Origin of the sequence: Aeromonas sp. s13, assembly GCF_040907905.1 — a bacterium.
GTDB classification, from domain to species: Bacteria; Pseudomonadota; Gammaproteobacteria; order Enterobacterales; family Aeromonadaceae; genus Aeromonas; species Aeromonas veronii.
The window spans coordinates 1-19,900 of the sequence record NZ_JBFOCS010000010.1 but is presented as its reverse complement, the minus strand read 5'-3'; the positions used below and the strand labels follow the sequence as shown (position 1 = coordinate 19,900).

19 protein-coding genes are annotated in these 19,900 nt (G+C 58.6%); 13 read left to right on the top strand and 6 right to left on the bottom strand.

All coding sequences use genetic code 11. From position 1 onward, the window contains the following. Positions 1-142 precede the first annotated feature (142 nt). The 3 genes from AB5Y82_RS01340 (at position 143) to AB5Y82_RS01330 (ending at position 2,463) form a co-directional block, all read left to right on the top strand. Entirely contained in the window at positions 143-994 is an 852-nt protein-coding gene (locus tag AB5Y82_RS01340; protein WP_368170915.1) for a hypothetical protein, read from the top strand. Further along, positions 991-1,443 (top strand): hypothetical protein, encoded by a 453-nt coding sequence (locus AB5Y82_RS01335; protein WP_159142803.1) that lies wholly within the window; start codon positions 991-993, stop codon positions 1,441-1,443. Before AB5Y82_RS01340 ends, AB5Y82_RS01335 begins: the two co-directional genes overlap by 4 nt. A 255-nt stretch (positions 1,444-1,698) precedes the next feature. Beyond that, the gene (locus tag AB5Y82_RS01330; RefSeq protein ID WP_368173554.1) at positions 1,699-2,463 is read left to right on the top strand and encodes an EAL domain-containing protein; all 765 of its coding nucleotides are present in this window, start codon (positions 1,699-1,701) and stop codon (positions 2,461-2,463) included. 120 nt (positions 2,464-2,583) lie between these two features. On the opposite strand, the gene AB5Y82_RS01325 is transcribed toward AB5Y82_RS01330, so the two are convergent. Continuing rightward, a complete protein-coding gene (locus AB5Y82_RS01325; RefSeq protein ID WP_111901178.1) occupies positions 2,584-4,122 on the bottom strand; it encodes an ADP-ribosyltransferase in 1,539 nt (512 codons plus the stop codon). A 198-nt stretch (positions 4,123-4,320) separates the two neighbouring features. Between AB5Y82_RS01325 and AB5Y82_RS01320 the strand changes: the two genes are divergently transcribed. Then, positions 4,321-4,698 (top strand): CesT family type III secretion system chaperone, encoded by a 378-nt coding sequence (locus AB5Y82_RS01320; protein WP_111901190.1) that lies wholly within the window; start codon positions 4,321-4,323, stop codon positions 4,696-4,698. A gap of 126 nt (positions 4,699-4,824) precedes the next feature. Then, complete coding sequence (locus AB5Y82_RS01315) at positions 4,825-5,319, top strand: DM13 domain-containing protein (protein ID WP_111901177.1); 495 nt, start codon at positions 4,825-4,827, stop codon at positions 5,317-5,319. A gap of 74 nt (positions 5,320-5,393) precedes the next feature. On the opposite strand, the gene AB5Y82_RS01310 is transcribed toward AB5Y82_RS01315, so the two are convergent. Both AB5Y82_RS01310 and AB5Y82_RS01305 read right to left on the bottom strand, forming a co-directional pair. Beyond that, the gene (locus AB5Y82_RS01310; RefSeq protein WP_111901176.1) at positions 5,394-7,658 is read right to left on the bottom strand and encodes a methyl-accepting chemotaxis protein; all 2,265 of its coding nucleotides are present in this window, start codon (positions 7,656-7,658) and stop codon (positions 5,394-5,396) included. 251 nt (positions 7,659-7,909) lie between these two features. After that, on the bottom strand, positions 7,910-8,914 hold the full coding sequence (locus tag AB5Y82_RS01305; RefSeq protein ID WP_005355925.1) for a substrate-binding domain-containing protein: 1,005 nt from the start codon (positions 8,912-8,914) through the stop codon (positions 7,910-7,912). A 434-nt stretch (positions 8,915-9,348) separates the two neighbouring features. On the opposite strand from AB5Y82_RS01305, the gene AB5Y82_RS01300 reads away from it, so the two are divergent. The 7 genes from AB5Y82_RS01300 to glpG all read left to right on the top strand — a co-directional run bounded on the left by AB5Y82_RS01300 (position 9,349) and on the right by glpG (position 15,489). Then, positions 9,349-10,470: a branched-chain amino acid ABC transporter substrate-binding protein gene (locus AB5Y82_RS01300; RefSeq protein WP_005339442.1), complete on the top strand. Its 1,122-nt coding sequence runs from the start codon at positions 9,349-9,351 to the stop codon at positions 10,468-10,470. A 66-nt stretch (positions 10,471-10,536) separates the two neighbouring features. After that, on the top strand, positions 10,537-11,463 hold the full coding sequence (gene livH, locus AB5Y82_RS01295) for a high-affinity branched-chain amino acid ABC transporter permease LivH (protein ID WP_005339439.1): 927 nt from the start codon (positions 10,537-10,539) through the stop codon (positions 11,461-11,463). Then, entirely contained in the window at positions 11,463-12,731 is a 1,269-nt protein-coding gene (locus AB5Y82_RS01290; protein ID WP_368173553.1) for a high-affinity branched-chain amino acid ABC transporter permease LivM, read from the top strand. The genes livH and AB5Y82_RS01290 overlap by 1 nt, the downstream gene beginning before the upstream one ends. Continuing rightward, complete coding sequence (gene livG / locus AB5Y82_RS01285; RefSeq protein WP_005339435.1) at positions 12,728-13,501, top strand: high-affinity branched-chain amino acid ABC transporter ATP-binding protein LivG; 774 nt, start codon at positions 12,728-12,730, stop codon at positions 13,499-13,501. Before AB5Y82_RS01290 ends, livG begins: the two co-directional genes overlap by 4 nt. Positions 13,502-13,511: 10 nt before the next feature. Next, positions 13,512-14,213: an ABC transporter ATP-binding protein gene (locus AB5Y82_RS01280; RefSeq protein WP_236342583.1), complete on the top strand. Its 702-nt coding sequence runs from the start codon at positions 13,512-13,514 to the stop codon at positions 14,211-14,213. A 122-nt stretch (positions 14,214-14,335) separates the two neighbouring features. Continuing rightward, entirely contained in the window at positions 14,336-14,659 is a 324-nt protein-coding gene (glpE, locus tag AB5Y82_RS01275; RefSeq protein ID WP_005355913.1) for a thiosulfate sulfurtransferase GlpE, read from the top strand. Beyond that, positions 14,656-15,489 (top strand): rhomboid family intramembrane serine protease GlpG, encoded by an 834-nt coding sequence (gene glpG, locus AB5Y82_RS01270; RefSeq protein WP_368173552.1) that lies wholly within the window; start codon positions 14,656-14,658, stop codon positions 15,487-15,489. Before glpE ends, glpG begins: the two co-directional genes overlap by 4 nt. Before the next feature lie 66 nt (positions 15,490-15,555). Here glpG and AB5Y82_RS01265 read toward each other — a convergent pair whose 3' ends face one another. Next, complete coding sequence (locus AB5Y82_RS01265; RefSeq protein WP_368173551.1) at positions 15,556-18,006, bottom strand: VolA/Pla-1 family phospholipase; 2,451 nt, start codon at positions 18,004-18,006, stop codon at positions 15,556-15,558. Positions 18,007-18,306: 300 nt separating this feature from the next. On the opposite strand from AB5Y82_RS01265, the gene AB5Y82_RS01260 reads away from it, so the two are divergent. After that, on the top strand, positions 18,307-18,564 hold the full coding sequence (locus AB5Y82_RS01260) for an accessory factor UbiK family protein (RefSeq protein ID WP_159142798.1): 258 nt from the start codon (positions 18,307-18,309) through the stop codon (positions 18,562-18,564). A 54-nt stretch (positions 18,565-18,618) separates the two neighbouring features. Here the strand turns inward: AB5Y82_RS01260 and AB5Y82_RS01255 are convergent, their stop codons facing one another. Both AB5Y82_RS01255 and AB5Y82_RS01250 read right to left on the bottom strand, forming a co-directional pair. Continuing rightward, complete coding sequence (locus AB5Y82_RS01255) at positions 18,619-19,632, bottom strand: sensor domain-containing diguanylate cyclase (RefSeq protein ID WP_159142797.1); 1,014 nt, start codon at positions 19,630-19,632, stop codon at positions 18,619-18,621. Positions 19,633-19,667: 35 nt separating this feature from the next. After that, the coding region (locus AB5Y82_RS01250; RefSeq protein WP_368173550.1) for a hypothetical protein at positions 19,668-19,900 on the bottom strand (233 nt) is incomplete at its 5' end.

Sequence of the window (19,900 nt, the reverse complement as noted above, 5' to 3'; positions counted from 1 at the left end):
CGCCGTAAGGCGCCGTTTTTTTATAAATGATTTTAGGTAGATCGACTTCACATCCACAGAAACTAAATCTGACAATACTGTAAGTGTCTTGCCATTTCCTTTATATTGATTCTCTAATGAGACTTACCATGTAGAGATAAGAATGGCGAACAAGAGCAACAGTTTTGAGCTTTTCAGATACCAAATATTACCTGTCGACAGATTTTTCCAACGTGACATGTTTACTGACTTCAGTTCTATTGAAGATTTGCTCACTAACAAAAATACTATATTTAAAGAATCATTATTATCACAAAATGACTTTTCTAATAAAAAACATTATACCGTCGTAAAAAAACAGTTCGATGACGGGGAGTTTTTCCTATTCAAAATAGCGCACAACAAAATAATAAATAGAGAGACAAAAGAATTCAAAAACGAGAGGATTGATAACTGGCCATCAATTCTCGTCGCATTATGGAATCACCCAGAAAAACAGTTGATAGCCGTCCAAAAAAGAACAACCGCATTTCACAACTGCCGTAAAGTTGTTGAATTGATTTTAGAAAAACTCGCCCCCCAATTAACACATTCTAACCTGAGGGTTATCTACGAGCCCCTATTTGAAAAACAGTATTTCTGGGATCTTTTAAAACTTCATCAAGGTAAAATAAAGTCAGTTGACTTTGAATTTATTACGCCTAACATGGCTAATATATCCGGATGCTTATCTGAAGATTTAAAGTCCTTTGCAAAAACGACAAACTCAACTAGAAACAATCTAAGAATTGAGTCTGAACCAGACTCCACACTTCGATTAGATAAAGATAATCCGACTTTAGAAAGTATGGTAAACTATACTGGAGATGGCGGTGGAAATATAACATTGAAGGTTGGTGGAATAAAGAAAAGCATTCAAACATCCAGAACTGTAAAAGAAATAGTTTTGAGTGACATAGAAATGACAGGGGAGGCTAACATGATCGTTAATGCGATGAAAGAGCTACTAAAATGACCACTGTCGTAAAGACTACTTTTTTCTCCCTCGGAATAGGATTTATTACTGAGGTTATTAACGTATGGCTTAACTCTTCCTTTTTACATAAATTTCTTGAGGCTAACCTCGTCACAATTTTAATTGCACTATTAGCGATCAATGCTGCCACCATGGGAATAGTGCTGACTAAAGTCATGGACATAGTGGAAAAAAACAATGGTGTTGGCATTAGTTGTTTTTCAAAAACAAAAAATCAAATGCTCATTTCTATCAAAGAGCAAATTGTTATAATCGTCCTTGCAATTGCGTTGCTAATTTTAAAAAACTCTCCCATCGTACTTAATATTGAAAACTCAGAGTTGTTATTGAACTCGTCTATTACTGCTTGTTTCATATATTCTTTATCTATTTTGTATGACACTGCAAAAGGCATTCTTGTTATTATTAATTACAGTGATGATAATTGATATTTTACCTTATACAGCCAGCCCGTAGGTTCGATTAGCCGTCAGGCGTAATCGGACGTTCGTGTAAATCAATTCTCCCGCCATAACGGCCAGCCGCACTTCCCCCTCCAGTTGGCCGATCCTGTTTCACGGCAACAACCGTAATCAAAGCCTCTCGTTCGTCCGATTACGCTTCGCTAATCGAACCTACAGGGGGGTAATGAGCTGTTATCATTTGAGACAGTGCCCAGCGCCGCCACGCCCAAGAGGAAAGTCATGGATATACCTGCCGCCCCATCCCCCGCCATCTGCCAGCTGTGTCAGGAAAAAGCAGATCTCGACTTCGACTTCACCATGGCCTTTCAGCCCATCGTCGATTGCAGCCAGCGCACCATCTTCGGCTACGAGGCGCTGGTGCGGGGGATCAACAACGAGCCGGCGCAGAGCGTGATTGCCCGGGTCAACGATGGCAATCGCTACCGTTTCGATCAGCTGTGCCGCATCAAGGCCATCGCGCTGGCCGCCCGGCTCGATATGCGGGGCATGCTGAGCATCAACTTTCTGCCCAATGCGGTCTACCGCCCGGAGCGCTGCATCCGCACCACCCTGCAGGCGGCCCGCGAGCATCTCTTTCCCATCGAGCAGATCATGTTCGAGCTGACCGAGGTGGAGCAGGTGCAAGATAGCCAGCATCTTCGCGGCATCGTCGATCACTATCAGGCGCTCGGCTTCAAAACGGCGATCGATGACTTTGGCGCCGGTTACTCGGGCCTCAACCTGCTGGCCGATTTTCACCCCAATATCGTCAAGCTCGATATGCACCTGCTGCGCGACATCGACCATGACCCGACTCGGCAAGCCATAGTGCGCCACTCTCTGGCGCTGTTTGCCGAGTTGCAGATCATCCCGCTGGCAGAGGGGATCGAGACCCGCGAAGAGATGGCCTGCCTGCGGGAGATGGGCGTCAGCCTGATGCAGGGCTATCTGTTTGCCCGCCCCGGCTTTGAAAACCTGCCCGAAGTGGATTTCGCCATCCTATAAGCCAGTCGGTCTGCACTGCCTCCCCCTCAGCCTACTCCCGCCCGAATAAGAAAACGGACACCCAAGGGTGTCCGTTTTTATGTCATATCACCTTGCCCCGAGGGGCTGTGTGCTGGCGGTTTACAGATAGCTCTCATCGACGCCGATATGGGCCAGCGCAGCCAGCTCGAGCGGTGTCAGCTGGCTGGCGGAGTCGATCATGGTCGGCTCGCCACGGGCAGACCCGGGCAGTTGCAGCCGCTCCTTGAGCGCATCGGTCAGGCTGCCCACCAGATTGCCCATGCGGGTCAGGCGGGAGACCAGCACGGCCTCAGGACTGCTTTCGCTATCGGCAAAGCCGGAGACCTGAGCCACCGCGAAGTCACAGACAGCCCTGGCCCGATCACCAAAAGCCCCTTCCAGCTGTTGCAGCACCTGCCGTGCCTCGCTGTCGCCGAGACGCCCCAGCTCCGCCTGCATATGGCCGGTGTCAAAACGCAGCCGCGCCCCGGCATCTAGCCGTTCCTCTCGCGGCTTGAGCGCGGTATGGTCCACCCACGCCTGCTCGGTCTGACCGGCAAACTGCATCAGGCCGCCCAGCACCAGTCGCTGGTTGGGGCGCGCCGAGGCGAGACTGTCGAGGGCATGACCAAGGGAAGAACCCTTGGCATCGCTGCCGCTGGCCAGCGAGAGCGCCAGAGTACGCAGGGTTTGCAGATCGCCACGGGTCTGCAACTTGGCCATGTGGGAACTGTTGATGGAGCCATCGGCAATGTGTTGATGCAGGGCATTGAGATCGCTGCTGCTCAGGGTCACCTCGGTCGAGGTTTGATCCCGCAGCAGGTAGCTGGCCTGATAGCTGATAAGATCCAGCGCCAGCTTGTAGCCGGTGGCCGGGGTCTGCCGCGCCATGGCGACCTGTTCGCGGGCAGCCCCTTTGCTCTCACCGCGTTGGACGGGCACCGCATCCGCTGTTGTGGCCGCGCTTTGCGCCGGTTCGCCAGCGATTTCAGCCTTGACGGCCCGCTGCAGGTCGGCCACTTCACCCATCGCGGTGTGCAGCTGGCTCATCGCCTCCTGCAGCAGTTCGGAGGTGGCGCTGGCGAGCAGGTCGGTCACCTTGCCCCCCACAGTGCCCCACTGCTGGAGCGGGATACCGGCGATGGGGCGGGCCAGCAGCCCGGCAGCCAACTCCCGGAGTTCCGGCTGCTGGGAGCCGACGACAACAGCCTGCAACGCGGTGCAGAGAGAGCGCAGTGGGCCGTTGCCGGTCGCCAGAGTGGCGTGCTCCTTACCCAGTTGTTCGGCGCCGATGTTGTTCAATACGTCCGCCTTGGCAAAGCCACCCAGCGAGCTACCAAATGCAGCCTGCTTCATCAGGCGCTGAAGATCCTCGGGAGAAGTGGCGGTTTGCGTCTTCGGCGCAGCGGCACTCTTGCCGCTCCCAAGCAGGTTGCCAATCCACTCTTTGATGGCCACAAACGGGCGGGCCAATTGGGCCCCCAATCGCGAAAGCTGCCCCTGCCCTTTTTGCGGTTCGCTGCGGTTGCCCAGCAAGATCGCATCTTGCCCGGTAGCGACCTGACGCGCCTCCAGCTGGCCCATCCGGCCAACCCCTGTGGTTGCATCACTGTGGTGAGCGACGGCCTGTGTGCCGACGGTGTTTGCTTGAATCTGCATGATGATTGTCTTCTTGTGATGTTTCGCCGCCAGTCTAGGAGAGGCAATCAACACGGACTATCGGGATTGGTCGCGATTTTTGTACTGAGCGCGGCGTGCTATCTCGCTGACCGAAAAGCTAAAAAAAGAGAGCCACCATTAACAGTGCCGCTGGCGGTGACCTGCTCTAATGGCGCCATCATCAATCTGGAGCCATCAATGAACTCTCTTTATCACGCCGCCATCCACCAGCTGTTTCTCTCCCTCTCCCTGCCTGCGCCGCAACAGGAGGAGAGCGTCACCAGCCTGCAGATCGGCGAACTGACCTGTCACCTGACCGAACACCCGGCCAACTATCTGCTGATGTTTACCCGCCTCGACGCGGCCACCAGCGCTCAGGCGGCCGCCCAGAACCTCTTCAGTCAGGACCCGTGCAAACCGGTACTGGGTTTCGATACCGAGAGCCTGACACCGGTGCTGTGGAGTCGTCAGCCCTTGCAGCAGCTGGATCGTGCCCAGATCCACCACCAGCTGGAACAGCTGGTACACGCCGCCAGCGAGATCAACAAAGGCCAGGACGGCACCATCCGGCCTTGAGCCATTGGTGTGACCACACCCCACGTCACCATAGATGGATAACGACACCTCTGGCCTGAGCAAACTGGGCAGCGGGCCCCCGGACTGGTATGGTTTTGCCATCAATTCATCAACGACCGAGATATCATGAAACGCAAAACCCTAGCCCTGCTGCTGGGCACCCATCTGCTGGTCGCGGCGGCAGGCTTTGCCGCCGGTGTCTACACCCTGCCGATCCTGATCGCGCCACCCGCACCTGATACCGAGCAGGTGGCGGCCAGCCAGCAGCAAGCGAGATTCCACGGCACCTTTCGCCGGGATCTGAAAGACAGCGATCGGCTGCATTGGGGGGAAGGCAAGGTGAGCATAGGGCCGGATGCCGTCAGCCTGATGGGCAAGCTGGCCCCCGGACCGGACTACCAGCTCTACTTCTCCCCCGAGTTTGTCGAGACCGAAGCCGATTTTGCCCGTCTCAAGGATCAAATGGTGCGAGTCGGGCCGGTGAAGACCTTCGACAACTTTATCGTGCCGCTGCCCGCCACGATCGATCCGGCCCGCTACAGCAGCGTGATCGTCTGGTGTGAAACCTTCGGCCAGTTCATCACCGCCGCCCGTTATCAGGAGCTGCGCCCGGAGCAGTAACCTCGCCTCAGACCCGCACCATGAAAAAGGGCTGACATCGCTGTCAGCCCTTTGGCTATCCGATCCGCTCGTCATTAACGCTCCGGCTTGGTCATCTCCCGCAGCAGCTGATCGATGCAGCCCACTACCTGCTCTGAGTTCTGCTCGATCTCGCGGTAGAGCGCCTCCGCCTCTTCATGCTTGTGCTGATTTTTCAACTCGATAATCTGCTGGATCACCTGATGCAATCTGGCGTGGGGGGCGGCCATCGCCCTGAAGGCGGGTTGATCGCCGCAGCATGCCTGCCCTTCGCTGAAGTACCAGTGGCCAAGGCGGCACTCCTTGTCACTGACCGCCTCGCTGCGCGACAACCCCTCCTGCCCATCCAGATAGGCTCGGACACGGGTCTTCCAGCCCATATGAGCGGCGCGGGCGCGACTCAGCACCATCCGCACGTTGGAACCATCCTGGAACTGCCCGGCCAGATCCCCCAGCTTGTCCACCAAGGTCGCCACATGGCTGGCGATATGGGCGGTATCCCGCGCCACCAGCGTGGTGGCCTGGGAGATCTCGTGGACGCTGACGATATTGCGGGTGATCTCGTCGCTCACCGAGGATTGCTCCTCCGAGGCAGCGGCGATCTGGGTGTTCATGTCGCGAATGCTGTTGACCGCCCCCTTGATCCGGCCGAGGGCTTCCCCCGCCTGATTGGCCCGCTCCACCGACTCCCCCGCCCGCGAAACGCTGTGTTCGATCAGGGTCACCGTGGTGCCCACCGCCCGTTGCAACTGCTCTATGGTGCCGCGGATCTCGGCGGTGGAGTGCTGGGTGCGCCCGGCCAGCGAGCGCACCTCGTCGGCCACCACCGCAAAACCGCGCCCCTGTTCACCGGCCCGGGCCGCCTCGATGGCGGCGTTGAGGGCCAGCAGATTGGTCTGCTCGGCGATGGACTGGATCACCGCCAGCACCGAGCCAATCTGCTCGCTGGCCTTGGCGACCTCTTTCACCGTGTTGCCCGCGCTGGCGATCTCCTCCGCCAGCTGTTCTATCATGTTGACGCTCTGCTGCACCACCTCATCGCCGGTGACCGCCTGATTGTCCGCTTCGTTGGCCGCTTCGGCCGCCTGTGCAGTGTTGTTGGCCACCTCGTGTACCGTACTGGTCATCTCGGTCATGGCGGTGGCGAGCTGGGTGGTTTGCTCCTGCTGGCGCGTCATGCTGCCAAGGTTGCCCGCCGCACTGCGCGACAGCCGCTCACTCTCGCCAGCCAGTTCGCCCAGAGTCGCGGTGAGCTGGCTGATGGTGTCGCGGATCTTGGCAACAAAGGCATTGAACGCCGACCCGAGCCGGCGGATCTCCTCCGGCCCCGCCACCGGCAGCTTGCTGCCGAGATCGCCAGAGCCATTGGCCAGCGCCTCCAGCGCCTTGACGCTGTCGAGCAGCGGACGGCTAAGACGCGCCAGCAGCAGCACCAGCGCCACCGCAATCAGAGCGGTGCCAAGTAGCGCGATCATTACCATCTGCCAGCTCTGGCGTACCAGCGCGGCTGCAACCTCACTGTGATCACGCGCCAACTCGATCACCCCGACCGCCTTGCCGGAGAAGTCGCGCAACGGTGCCGCCATCACCAGAAAATCGCTCCCCTGCTGCTTGATGGTGGTGAAGCGGCTCTCTCCCGCCAATACCTCCTGATACCAGTCCACCGACTCACCAAGCATGGAGGTACCAGTCAGCATAACGGGCTTACCCTGTTCAAACAGATAGATGGCAAAGCGACTGTCCTTGCCCAGCAGATCGGCAAACAGCGAGGTGTCGAGGGCGCGGCCAAACTCCACCGAGCCGACCGACTGACCATTGAAAGTGACCGGCACTACGCCGCGGATCCCGGTGCCCCCCTGACCGGTCTCCAACCCGCCGACAGGTTGATGATTGCGGTTCACCTCGACCACTGCCAACCGTGTAGTAGAGAGGTCGTCGCCATGATTTGCGGGCTTGTGTACCCGATAAAGGGAAGTAGCCGGGGGAATGTGAAAGTGAAACTGCTGGATCCCCTGCGCCTTGATAGCGGGCCAGAGCGGATCAAACAGATTGGCGAGGGTCTGCCAATCCTTGTCGGCCACCGCCTTTGCTGCATCCGGCCGCTGGGCGATCAGAGTCGCCGCCAGCACGGTTTCATGGCTGGTGTTTTTGATCACCGCTTCCACATTCTGGAGCTGGCTCCGCAGTGCAGCCTGCTCGGCCGCGAGCGCCCGCTGGCGATTTTCAAACAGATTAAAGGTAAGCAGCACCACGGCGAGCAATACGATGCCGCCGATTGCCAGCAGCGTGATCTGGTGACCCAGCTTGCGAGGGGGGAACATAAGACACCATCCTTGACAGTCATACCCAACCTACAGGATGGAACGGTTAAGTCGGGAGTCCATCAGAACTTAACCCTTTGTTGATATTGATCAAACGATTAACAAGCAAAATGCGAGGCAGCTCAAACGGGGGGAATATTCACTCACAAGGCCGAGATCGGCGCTGCGAGCCACTGGTTGAAAGTAAACCGCCCATAAACAAAAACCCCCTCGTGACAGAGGGGGTTTTTCGTCTTGGCAACGGGTGCGGATTAACGCAGCGGTTTGACCGAGCGGCGGACGATCAGCTCGGGCTGTACCGTCATCGACTCCACTTCCAGCTCCTTGTTGCGGATCCGGCTGACCAGATGCTTCACCGCCAGCTGGCCCAGTTCGGCCTTCGGGTGGCGGATGGTGGTCAGCGGCGGGCTGGAGAAGCGCGCCATCTCCACATCGTCGTAGCCGATGATGGAGATATCGTCCGGCACCTTGACTCCCGCTTCCCAGGCAGCGCAAATCGCGCCGATCGCCATGGGATCGTCGAAGGCAAAAACCGCGGTCGGACGAGGCTGCAGGGCCAGGATGCGCTGCATGGCATCGAAGCCGCTCTGGCTCTCGTAATCCCCTTCAAAGACCTGTTCATCTTTGAGGGTCAGACCGTGTTCACCCAGCGCATCACGTACCCCGTCCAGTCGCTGCTGGGTGGTCGGCTTGGAGAGCTGGCCAGTGATGCAGACGATGTCGCGGTGCCCCAGCTCCAGCAGATGGCGTACGGCCATGCGGGCGCCGATGCGGGCGTTGTCGTTGATGACGTTGGCGAAATCGCACTCCGTGCCCCAATCCAGTACCACCTGCGGCACATTCTTGTGGATGCGCAGCATGTCGCGCAACGGAGTGTCGATATCGGTACCCAATACCAGCAGGCCATCCACCCGTTTTTCCATCAGCATTCTCAGGTAATGCTGTTGGCGAGGCGGCTGGTTTTCGGTGTTGCAGAGGATCAGGCTGTAGCCCTGTTCGAAGCAGTACGCTTCAACCCCTTGCACCACTTCTGCGAAGAAGGGGTTTACGCTGGTGGTCACCAGCATACCAATGGTCTTGGTCGAATTTATTTTAAGACTGCGCGCTACCGAGTTGGGCGCGTAGTTGAGTTCTGCCACCGCCTCAATCACTTTCTGGGTCGCGTCTTCGCTGACCCGCCGAGTGTGGTTGAGCACATGTGAGACGGTGGAGATGGATACGCCTGCGCGCGAGGCGACATCCTTGATAGTGGCCATCTCTGTCTCCTGACTGTCAAAGGCGGAACATTAGCAGATTTCCCGAATAAAGGCTTGGTTTTAACGAGCTCTGCCACGGAATTGTCAATGCCGGCTAATTTAGGCGCTCATTTCTGTTTGCGCAAATGGATTCTGGTCAAAATGGGAGCGCTGTCAGAGTAAAATATCGCCAGATTAATCCTCTGGCGTTTGTCAGAATCGCCTCTCGTTACCAAGATGTTAAGTCAACAAATCAAAATTAAGCTCTGATTAGCCGAAAATAACAGGTCATTTATTTCAAAATCCACCCATCCAACCCCCTCTGGTTAGTATCTTTAACAGCTTGTTATTGCCCCGTGAGGAATGATAGAACCATACCTATAGCCGGATGCACGGGATGTAGATCCGGAATGGCACACGGAAATGAAACAATCCACTGATTAAGGGACGAATCAATGCATAAGTTGAGCAAAATCACAGTTGGCGCAGCGGTTTCTTTGGCTCTGTTTGGATCGATCTCCATCGCCCACGCGGCAGACACCATCAAGATAGGTATCGCAGGCCCGGTCACCGGCCCGGTCGCCCAGTACGGGGACATGCAGTTCACCGGCGGCAAGATGGCGGTAGAGCAGATCAACAAGGCTGGCGGCATCAATGGCAAGCAGATCGAAGCGGTCGTCTATGACGATGCCTGCGATCCCAAACAGGCGGTGGCCGTTGCCAACAAGGTGGTGAACGATGGCGTCAAGTTCGTGGTCGGTCACCTCTGCTCCGACAACACCCTGCCCGCCTCAGACATCTATGAAGACGAGGGGATCCTGATGGTCACCCCCGCCTCCACCAACCCCAAGATCACCGAGCGCGGTTACCAGCTGACCCTGCGCACCATCGGCCTGGATAGCGATCAGGGCCCGACTGCCGCCAAATACATCATCGAGCAGGTCAAACCCCAGCGCGTCGCCGTTATCCACGACAAGAAGCAGTATGGCGAAGGGATCGCTTCCAGCGTCAAAGCTGCGCTCGACAAGGCTGGCGTGAAAGTGGTGGCCTTTGAAGGGATCACCGCCGGTGACAAGGACTTCTCCGCCCTGATCGCCAAGCTGCAGAAAGAGAACGTCGATTTCGTCTACTACGGCGGCTATCACCCTGAGCTGGGTCTGATCCTGCGTCAGGCTGGCGAGAAGGGGCTGAAAGCCAAGTTCATGGGCCCGGAAGGGGTGGGTAACAAGGATATCTCCGCCATCGGCGGCCCGGCTTCCGAAGGCCTGCTGGTGACCCTGCCGAACAAATACGATCTGGTGCCTGCCAACGCCCCGCTGGTGGCGGCGTTCAAGGCCAAGGGTCAGGACTCCTCCGGCCCGTTCGTCTGGACTACCTATGCCGCGGTGCAAACCCTGGCAGCCGGTATCGCCAAGGCGGGTGAAGATGACCCGGCCGCCGTTGCCGCCGCCATCAAGGCTGCGCCGATCGATACCGTGATGGGCCCCCTGACCTGGGCACCGAACGGTGACCTGAAAGGCTTCGAATTCGGTGTGTTCCAGTGGCACGCTGACGGTACTTCCAGCCAAGTCAAATAATCTGCCGATCGGGGGTGAGTACGCTCACCCCCTCCTCTCTTTGCGGGCAAGTACAGGGAACGCAGTATGTCCGAACACCTCCTCTATCTGGTTCAGCAACTGCTGAACGGATTAACCATAGGCAGCACCTATGCGTTGATCGCCATCGGCTACACCATGGTCTATGGCATCATCGGCATGATCAACTTCGCCCACGGCGAGGTGTACATGATCGGCTCCTATGTCGCTTTTATGGTGATGGCGGGGCTCATGATGATGGGCATCGACAGCACCTTTCTACTGCTGGGGGGCGCCTTCCTGGTCAGTATTATCATCACCGGCACCTATGGCTGGAGCATCGAGCGGGTCGCCTACCGGCCGCTACGCGGTGGCAACCGGCTGATCCCCCTCATCTCCGCCATCGGCATGTCGATCTTCTTGCAGAACATGATGCGGATGGCACAGGGCTCGCGGGATATCGCCATGCCCAGCCTGATCTCCGGTGGCTGGACCCTGGGGGGTGAGGATGGTTTTCAGGCCAGCCTCTCCTATATGCAGCTGATCATCTTCGTGGTGACTTTCATCACCATGCTGGCGCTGACCCAGTTCATCGGCCGCTCCCGCATGGGCCGCGCCTGCCGCGCCTGTTCGGAAGATATCAAGATGGCCAACCTGCTGGGCATCGACACCCACGTGGTCATCTCCATCACCTTCGTGCTGGGGGCCGCGCTGGCCGCCGTCGCCGGGGTGCTGCTCGGCATGTATTACGGCGTCATCAACCCCTACCTCGGCTTTATGGCCGGTCTGAAGGCCTTCACTGCCGCTGTATTGGGCGGTATCGGCAGCATTCCGGGCGCCGTACTGGGCGGCCTGCTGCTCGGCGTGGTTGAAGCGCTCACCGCCGGTTATCTCAGCACCGAGTACAAGGATGTGATGGCGTTTGCCCTGCTCATTTTTGTGCTGCTCTTTATGCCGACTGGCATTCTGGGTCGTCCGGAAGTGGAGAAAGTGTGATGAAACATCAATTTATCCACGCCTGTATCGCCAGCCTGGTACTGCTGGTGCTCTCCTTCTGGCTGCTCGGCTTCAAGCTGGAGACCGATGGCTCCAGCCTGCAGGTAGTAAGCCGCCTCGATATGTCGCTGGCCTGGCTGCTGGGGGGCGCCACCATTGTCTTCTGGTTCCAGATGCTGCGCGGCCAGATTGCCAAGCTGTTTCAGGCCTCCATCAGCGGCTTCTCGGTCGGCTTCACCAAGCTGGTGCTGCCGAGCCCGGAAGAGGCACCCAAGCTCTATAACCTCACCGCCGTGCTGGTGCTGCTGTTTGCGGTGAGCTGGCCCTTTATGGCTTCTCGCGGTGCCATCGATCTCGCCACCCTCACCCTGATTTACATCATGCTGGGGCTGGGGCTGAACGTGGTGGTCGGCCTCGCCGGTCTGCTCGATCTCGGCTATGTCGGCTTCTACGCGGTCGGCGCCTACAGCTATGCCCTGCTCAACACCTACTTCGGGCTGAGCTTCTGGGAGTGCCTGCCCATCGCCGGGCTGATGGCCGCTACTTTCGGCTTCCTGCTCGGTTTCCCGGTGCTGCGGCTGCGGGGGGACTATCTGGCCATCGTCACCCTGGGTTTTGGCGAGATCATCCGCATCCTGCTCAACAACATGACCACCCTGACCGGCGGCCCGAACGGCATATCCGGCATCCCCAAGCCGACGCTGGGGGGTCTGGAGTTCAACCGCACCGTCAAGGATGGGGGCTTTGATACCTTCCACAACTTCTTCGGCATTACCTACAACGCCAACCACAAGGTGATCTTCCTCTACCTGATGGCGCTGGTGCTGGTGGTGGTGACCCTGTTCGTCATCAACCGCCTGCTGCGGATGCCGCTGGGCCGCGCCTGGGAAGCGCTGCGGGAAGACGAGATCGCATGCAAATCGCTGGGGCTCAACCCCACCATCATCAAGCTGACCGCCTTCACCATAGGCGCCACCTTCGCAGGCTTCGCGGGGAGTTTCTTTGCCTCGCGGCAGGGCTTTATCAGCCCGGAATCCTTCGTCTTTATCGAGTCGGCCATCGTGCTTGCCATCGTAGTGCTGGGTGGCATGGGCTCGCAGATCGGGGTGGTGCTGGCTGCCATCGTGATGACGGTACTGCCGGAGCTGGCCCGCGAATTCAACGAGTACCGCATGCTGATGTTCGGCCTCTTGATGGTGTTCATGATGATCTGGCGGCCACAGGGATTGCTGCCGATGACCCGTCCGCATCTGGAGTTGAAGAAATGAGTACTCATCAGAAGTTAATGGAAGTCTCTGATTTGTCGATGCGCTTCGGGGGCCTGCTGGCCGTCAACGGGGTAAAACTGGATATCGACAAGGGCGAGGTGATCTCCATCATCGGCCCCAACGGTGCGGGCAAGACCACCATCTTCAACTGCCTGACCGGCTTCTACTGCCCGAGCGGCGGCACCATCCGCTACAAGGGTGAGGAAATCCAGGGGCTGCCCGGCCACCTCATTGCCCGCAAGGGGATTGTGCGTACCTTCCAGCACGTGCGGCTGTTCAAGGAGATGACGGCGGTGGAGAACCTGCTGGTTGCCCAGCACCAGCACCTCAACACCAGCTTTATCGCCGGCCTGTTCAAGACCCCGGCCTTCCGCCGGGCGGAGCAGGAGGGGCTGGAGCGGGCCGCCTTCTGGCTGGATAAAGTAGGGCTCAAGGATCTCGCCAACCGCGCCGCCGGCAACCTGGCCTACGGTCAGCAGCGCCGCCTCGAGATCGCCCGCTGCATGGCGACCCGTCCCGAGCTGCTGATGCTGGATGAACCGGCTGCCGGCCTCAACCCGAAGGAGACCGACGAGCTGGACGAGCTGATCATGAGCCTGCGGGACGAGTTCGGGGTCTCGGTGCTGCTGATCGAACACGATATGAAGCTGGTGATGGGCATCTCCAACCGTATCTTCGTGGTCAGTCAGGGCACCCCGCTGGCCCACGGCAAGCCGGATGAGATCCGTAACAACCCGGCAGTGATCAAGGCCTATCTGGGCGAGTCGTAAGGACAAAAAGATGTTAGAACTTCGCAACGTATCGACCCACTACGGCAAAATTCAGGCACTGCACGATGTCAGCGTCGAGGTGAAAGAGGGGGAGATCGTCACCCTGATCGGCGCCAACGGCGCGGGCAAGACCACCCTGCTGATGACACTCTGCGGCGAACCCAAGCCCAGCAGCGGCTCCATCTGGTTTGAGGGGGAACAGATCAACTCCCTCACCACAGCCCGCATCATGCGCAAAGATATCGCCGTGGTGCCGGAGGGGCGCCGCATCTTCGCCCGCCTGACGGTGGAGGAGAACCTGCTGATGGGCGCCTTCTTCGTCGACAAGGCCGAGCAGCATGGCCTGCTGGATCAGGTGTTTACCCTGTTTCCGCGCCTGCACGAGCGCCTGCAACAACGGGCGGGCACCATGTCCGGCGGCGAGCAGCAGATGCTGGCCATCGGCCGCGCCCTGATGAGCAAACCGCGCCTGCTGCTGCTGGATGAACCCTCGCTGGGGCTGGCCCCCATCGTCATCCAGCAGATCTTCGACACCATCGAACAGTTGCGGCAGAAGGGGATGACCATCTTTCTGGTGGAGCAGAACGCCAACCAGGCGCTCAAGCTGGCCGACCGCGGCTATGTGCTGGAGAACGGCCACGTGGTGCTGCAAGACACAGGAGCCGCCCTGCTGGCCAACCCGGCGGTACGGCAGGCCTATCTGGGCGGTTAACCCACTGACCCGCATGCCATATCGACAAGGGAGCCGCTGGCTCCCTTATCTTTTGTGGGGTTAGTTTGCGCCCAAGCTTGCGGTACACTGGCCCGTAATCAACCTATTCGCAGGACATCCCGATGGACCAGTTTGCCCATATCAATGCCCATGATGCCCACCAGAAACTGAGCGCGGGTGAAGCCCGTCTGGTGGATATTCGCGACCCGCAATCCTTTGAAGCGGCCCACGCGGTCGGCGCCTTCCACCTCACCAACGGCACCCTGGTGCGCTTTATGAACGAAGTGGATTTCGATACCCCGGTCATCGTGATGTGCTATCACGGCAACAGCAGTCAGGGGGCGGCCCAATACCTGCTGCAACAAGGTTATGACGAGGTCTACAGTCTGGATGGCGGCTTCGAGGCGTGGCGCCGGGAGTTTCCCATCGAGGCAGGCGAGGCATGATCCAGCTGCTGGTGCTCGACAACGCCCGCATGGCGCAGGCGCTGGTGGACTATCTGGCGACGCTGGGGATCTCCTGCGAGCTGACCCAGTCCGAGCTGGGGGTCACCATCTGGCTGGCGGACGAGCAACGCCTCGCTCAGGCCCAGCTGGAGGTGAAGCGCTTTCTGGCCGAACCGGCCCACCCTCGCTACATGGAGGCCTCCTGGCAATCCGGCCGCGCCGATGCCCGCATCGACTACAGCAAGGGGATGACGGATCCCATCACCGACTTCCTCCATCAAGCGGGGCCACTGACGCTGGTGGTGATCATCGCCTGTCTCGCCATCTACGGGATCGATGCCATCGGCCTGCCCATCTACGATGAACTGGCATTCCACCCGACCCTAGCCCAGTTCACCGACTGGCAGGCGTGGCGTTATTTCACCCCCGCCCTGATCCACTTCTCGGTGCTCCATCTGGTGTTCAACTTGCTGTGGTGGTGGTATCTCGGGGGCCAGATCGAACAGCGCCTCGGCAGCGGCAAGCTGCTGATCCTGCTGCTGGTGGGCGCCGCCCTGCCCAATATCGCCGAGTTTTTTGCCAGCGGCCCGCTGTTTGGCGGCCTCTCCGGCGTGGTCTATGCCCTGCTCGGCTACTGCTGGCTGCGCAGCAAGCTGCAACCCGCCTGTGGCCTCACTCTGCCACCGGCGCTGATGGGCTTTATGCTGTTCTGGATGGTGCTCGGCTTCTTCGACATGCTCGGCACCAGCACCGCCAATATCGCCCACCTGACCGGCCTGCTGGTCGGCCTGCTGCAAGGCTGGCTGGATCGCAACCACCAGCCGACCTGATTTTTCAGCAGCCGCAGAAACGAGAACGCCGCCCCGAGGGGCGGCGTTTTATTACGCGATGGGCAGTTACTGCTTGATCAGGGTGTCGTCAGTCACCTTGACCGCCGCACCGTCACTCATAAAGAAGCTGGCGAACTGGGTCTGGATCTCGGTGGTGACCGCGCCAGTCGGATCGAAGTTCTCGTCAGGGGCCAGCAGCGAGCTGTGACCACCGGCCACAAAGCGGGCTGCATGGTGGCTGGCAGGGATCACCCCCGACCCACCTTGCAACGCCTGCAAACCCAACACCTTGAACAGCGGCTCGGTGCCACCAAGTGGTGCAGAGGCAATGCTGTTGGGGATCACCTGATCCGGCAGCAGATTGAGGGCTTCATTGCCCACGATCTCGGTGGCAAACAGCGGGAAGTTGCTCTTGATGCCGCGACCCAAGTTGATCGGGTCGGCAGAGTCGAGCACCGTCTGGGCAGCAAAGCTGTAGCTCTGCAGCGTCGTAACTGCGGCCGCCTGAGTGGTCGCATTCAGACTGGGCAGGAACTCGTTGACGAAGCAGGTTGCCTTGACTGTCTTGCAGTTGGGTTCATAGGCCGCAAAGCCCGCTTTCAACTCGGGGCTGCCTGCTGTCAGCACGCTCATCTTGATGGTCGGCCCGAAGCTCGGCGAGTTGAGCAACAACGGCGCGATGCCGCCACCCGGCATCGCCAGACCACCGGTATCGAACTTGAACAGGGCATCAGCCGCATTACCCATAGGCTGGTTAGCGACCGCCAGCAGATTGGCCCCGGTAATGGCACCGAGTGAGTGACCGAGGAAATGCACCTTCAGACCGGCACCACCCAATTGGCCACCCAATCCCTGGGTGTTGGCCAGACCGACAGCCAGGCGAAGACCAAGCAGATCGGCAACACTCTGTTTCAGGTTGTCCCGCGCCACCGTCAGATAGCCCAGATTCAGGTAGGGAGTCGGATTCTCGGAGGTGGTGACGGTATCCATGCTGCCGCTCAGGGCGTAGCCACGTTCGCCGTGCAGAGGATGATCGATCACCACCACAGCAACCACCTTGTTCACTGATGGGTCTAACCCGGCACCTATCTGGCTCAGCGCCAGCGCATAGGCGTTCTCCTTGATGGAGGTGACGCCGTGCTGATAGATGATCACATCGGTAATGGTATTGAGCGGTGCGGCAGCAAAGATCCGCAGTGGTACCGATTGCACCTCAGTCAGGGCAGGCAACGGGTTGAAACGGCCGATATTGCGCTCGGCATCGAGCGGCTTGCCACCGGAGGTGAGGGTCACCCCAATCAGCTTGCTCGCCTCGGTCAGCAGTTCACTCTGACGGCTCGGGTCGGCGATCAGCTCACCCAGCAATGCCGGGTCCACGCCCGCCCCGACCAGTCCACCGATCACCTCGGTATCGCCCGCTTTCAGCGCGTTGGCGATGGCATAGAGGCTGGGAATGGCGCCGTGCCAGGATTGGGTCTTGGCCTTGTCCCAGGAGCCAGCTATCGCCGGGGTAGAGAGGAAGTAAGGGAGCTTGACGGTTCCGCTATATACGCTGGTGATGCCCGCAAGCCCTGTCAGACCCGCTGCAGCAATACCCGCTTTAATCGCCTGCTTGGTATCAGCTGGAAGCAAAAGATCCGACACACCATCAAGAGCATCCATAAATAGAGGGGCTGTCGGATTCCAGCTAGCCACATAGGTACCCGGCAAGGTGGTATTGATATTACCCTTGGCATCCACTTTCCATACCTTGGCAGCATCCAGACCGCTCTGTGCCACCTTGGCTGCCGCCCCTTTCACCGCCAGCAGCACATCGGCACCAGATTGGGTGGCAAACCAGTCGGAGAAGATCACCCGATCGCTGGTGATCCCGGTGGCCGCTTTGAACAGACCTTCTTGCAGCGAGATCAGGCCATTGATGGTCTGCTCCTGAGTGGTTGCGCCAGCTGTCGATTTGAAGCTGCTGTAATCGCCGCCCGCCTTGAGCGGTGTGCCACGACTGTCCTTGAGGGCATCAGTCGCCACGATCATGTAGTAAGAAGAGGGATTAAGCGGCTTGAGCGGAACCAGATTGAGCTTGCCGTCTCCGCCAGTGACCACAAAGTCGGTCCCATAAACCAGTGGCTTGCCGCCCTTGACTCCGTTGGGTTGCAGAGTGACCGGATCCAGCGTGAGCTCGAGCAGGTAGAGGGGCGCAACGGCAGAGGCATACTCGCTGGCCGCCGGTGCCGGCACAGAGACACCGGTCACGGTCGCCGGTACCAGCTGGACGGGTTGGGTGGTTGACCAACCATCCAGAGTGGAGAGGGCAGATACCGGGTTCGACAGATCAGCAGTTTCTGTCGAAAACTTCAGGGTACCGTCGCTGGCACGGGGAGCCAGCACGCTCGGTCGAATACCACTGGCGCCACTCAAGGCATAATCGAGGGAGCTGGTGGTGTCTCCCTTGTTGTCATCTCCACCACATCCGGCCAGCAGGGCGCTGACAACAGCTGCATAAATTAGCTTCTTCTTCATTTTTTATTCTCTTTTTATAAGGTTGTTATCCATCACAAGCCAACGGGGTCATCACGACCTCGACTGCAAAACGTTAACATAAAACCAACACCAAATAAGACTCATGCCGGACAGTTCTGGCTCAGCTTTGTGGTGCATGTCATGGTTTCAGGTTAACAAAGGGGCGCAAGGGTAGCAGTTGTAGCCCCATCACCAGACCCGACCAGCCAACGGGCACCATCACGACTAAAAAGCCGCCGCGATCTCGGCAAAGTGAGGGAATTGTCGGTAGAATGTCCGCCAACGCTTAAGGAGGACATCATGATCGACCCGAAGAAACTGGAAGAGATCGCCAAGCAGGTGCACAACTCCCTGCCGCCCGGCATTCGCAGCATGGGTGAAGAGGCCGAGAAGAAGATGCGTCAGGTACTGCAAGCCCAGTTGGGCAAGCTGGATCTGGTCAGCCGCGAAGAGTTCGACGTGCAGACCAAGGTGCTGCTACGTACCCGTGAAAAACTGGCCGCCCTCGAAAGCAAGCTGGCTCAGCTCGAGCAGCAGCTCAGCGCCAAAGGCGAATAACAAAGACCCCAGCTCGGCTGGGGTTTTTGCTTTGTATTGAACCTGTAAAAAACATCACACCTGAAGCAGATACCAGGCCCGCTTGCCACGTGCCTTGGCCTCATACATGGCACGGTCGGCCACCTCCAATGCCTGTCGGAAGCTCAATGGCTCCTCCTCCCACAGGGCGATACCGATACTCAGCCCCACCCGTTGCGGGCAACCGGGTTTGGGCACATAGCCGTGCATCCGGCTGATCAGGGCGTCAGCCAGTTGCGCCAGGCCATGGCTCGACACATCCCGGTGCAGATGCACCACAAACTCGTCGCCGCCGTAACGGCCACATAGCGCCGAGCCAGGCATGATGAGGCGCAACCAGTCCGCCATCTGCTGCAACACCAGATCGCCGCAGGCATGGCCCAGCTGGTCGTTGATCCCCTTGAAATCATCCAGATCGATAAAGAGCAGCGCCCCCGCTCCTTGCGGCTGCAGCTGGGCGAACGCCTTGCCAAACCCCTGCCGGTTGAGCAAACCGGTCAGCGCGTCGCTGTTGGCACGTTCCGCCAGTCGCTGCTCATAAGCCTTGCGCTGGGTGATATCGATATGGGAGCCCATGATCCGCAGCGGCTTGCCATCGCCATCCCGATCGACGACCCGTCCCCTATCCCACAGCCAGGTGACCTCGCCTTGCGGGTTGATGGTGCGGTATTCGGCTTCATAGAAGGGGGTTTTCCCCTCAAGATGGGCAAAGTAGCTGCCCATGGCATGGGCGCGATCGTCGGGATGGAGCTTGGCGCTCCACTGATCGAAATGAGGGGCCATGTCACCGGCCTGAAAGTTCTGCAGATTGAAGACCCGCAGCTCGCCGGTGGGAATGGTGCCCTGCCAGAGACAGATGCCGGTGCCATCGAGGGCGGCATTGAGCTTCTCCTGCAACAAGCCATTTTCATGCTGCAAAGCGGCGATCTCTGCCTGCAAACGGGCCATTTCACCGCCATGAGGGGACGGGATCAGCGTTGCGACCCGCTCGACAGAGCCGGACTCTCCCCTGTCATCCTCCGCAGATGCCCTGCCCTCTTCACTCAACACTGCGCCTCCTTGTGCTTGCTCTATGGATGCTCTTGTCAATCCCCCACAAAGATGCCATCAGCTAGGCTCGAATAGTAGCCATTCATAGCCAAAATATTGAAAAATAATGGGATAACGCCGCGATAATCCAACCATTCGGTACGATCCGGTACTGCGGCAGCCACAAAAACAAAAGCCCCCGGCAAAACCGGGGGCTGCGTCATCCAAGCGGGGATCCCGTCAGATAAATTCGTAGGCGTCACCAAAGATGCGCTCCGGCTCGGCGCCA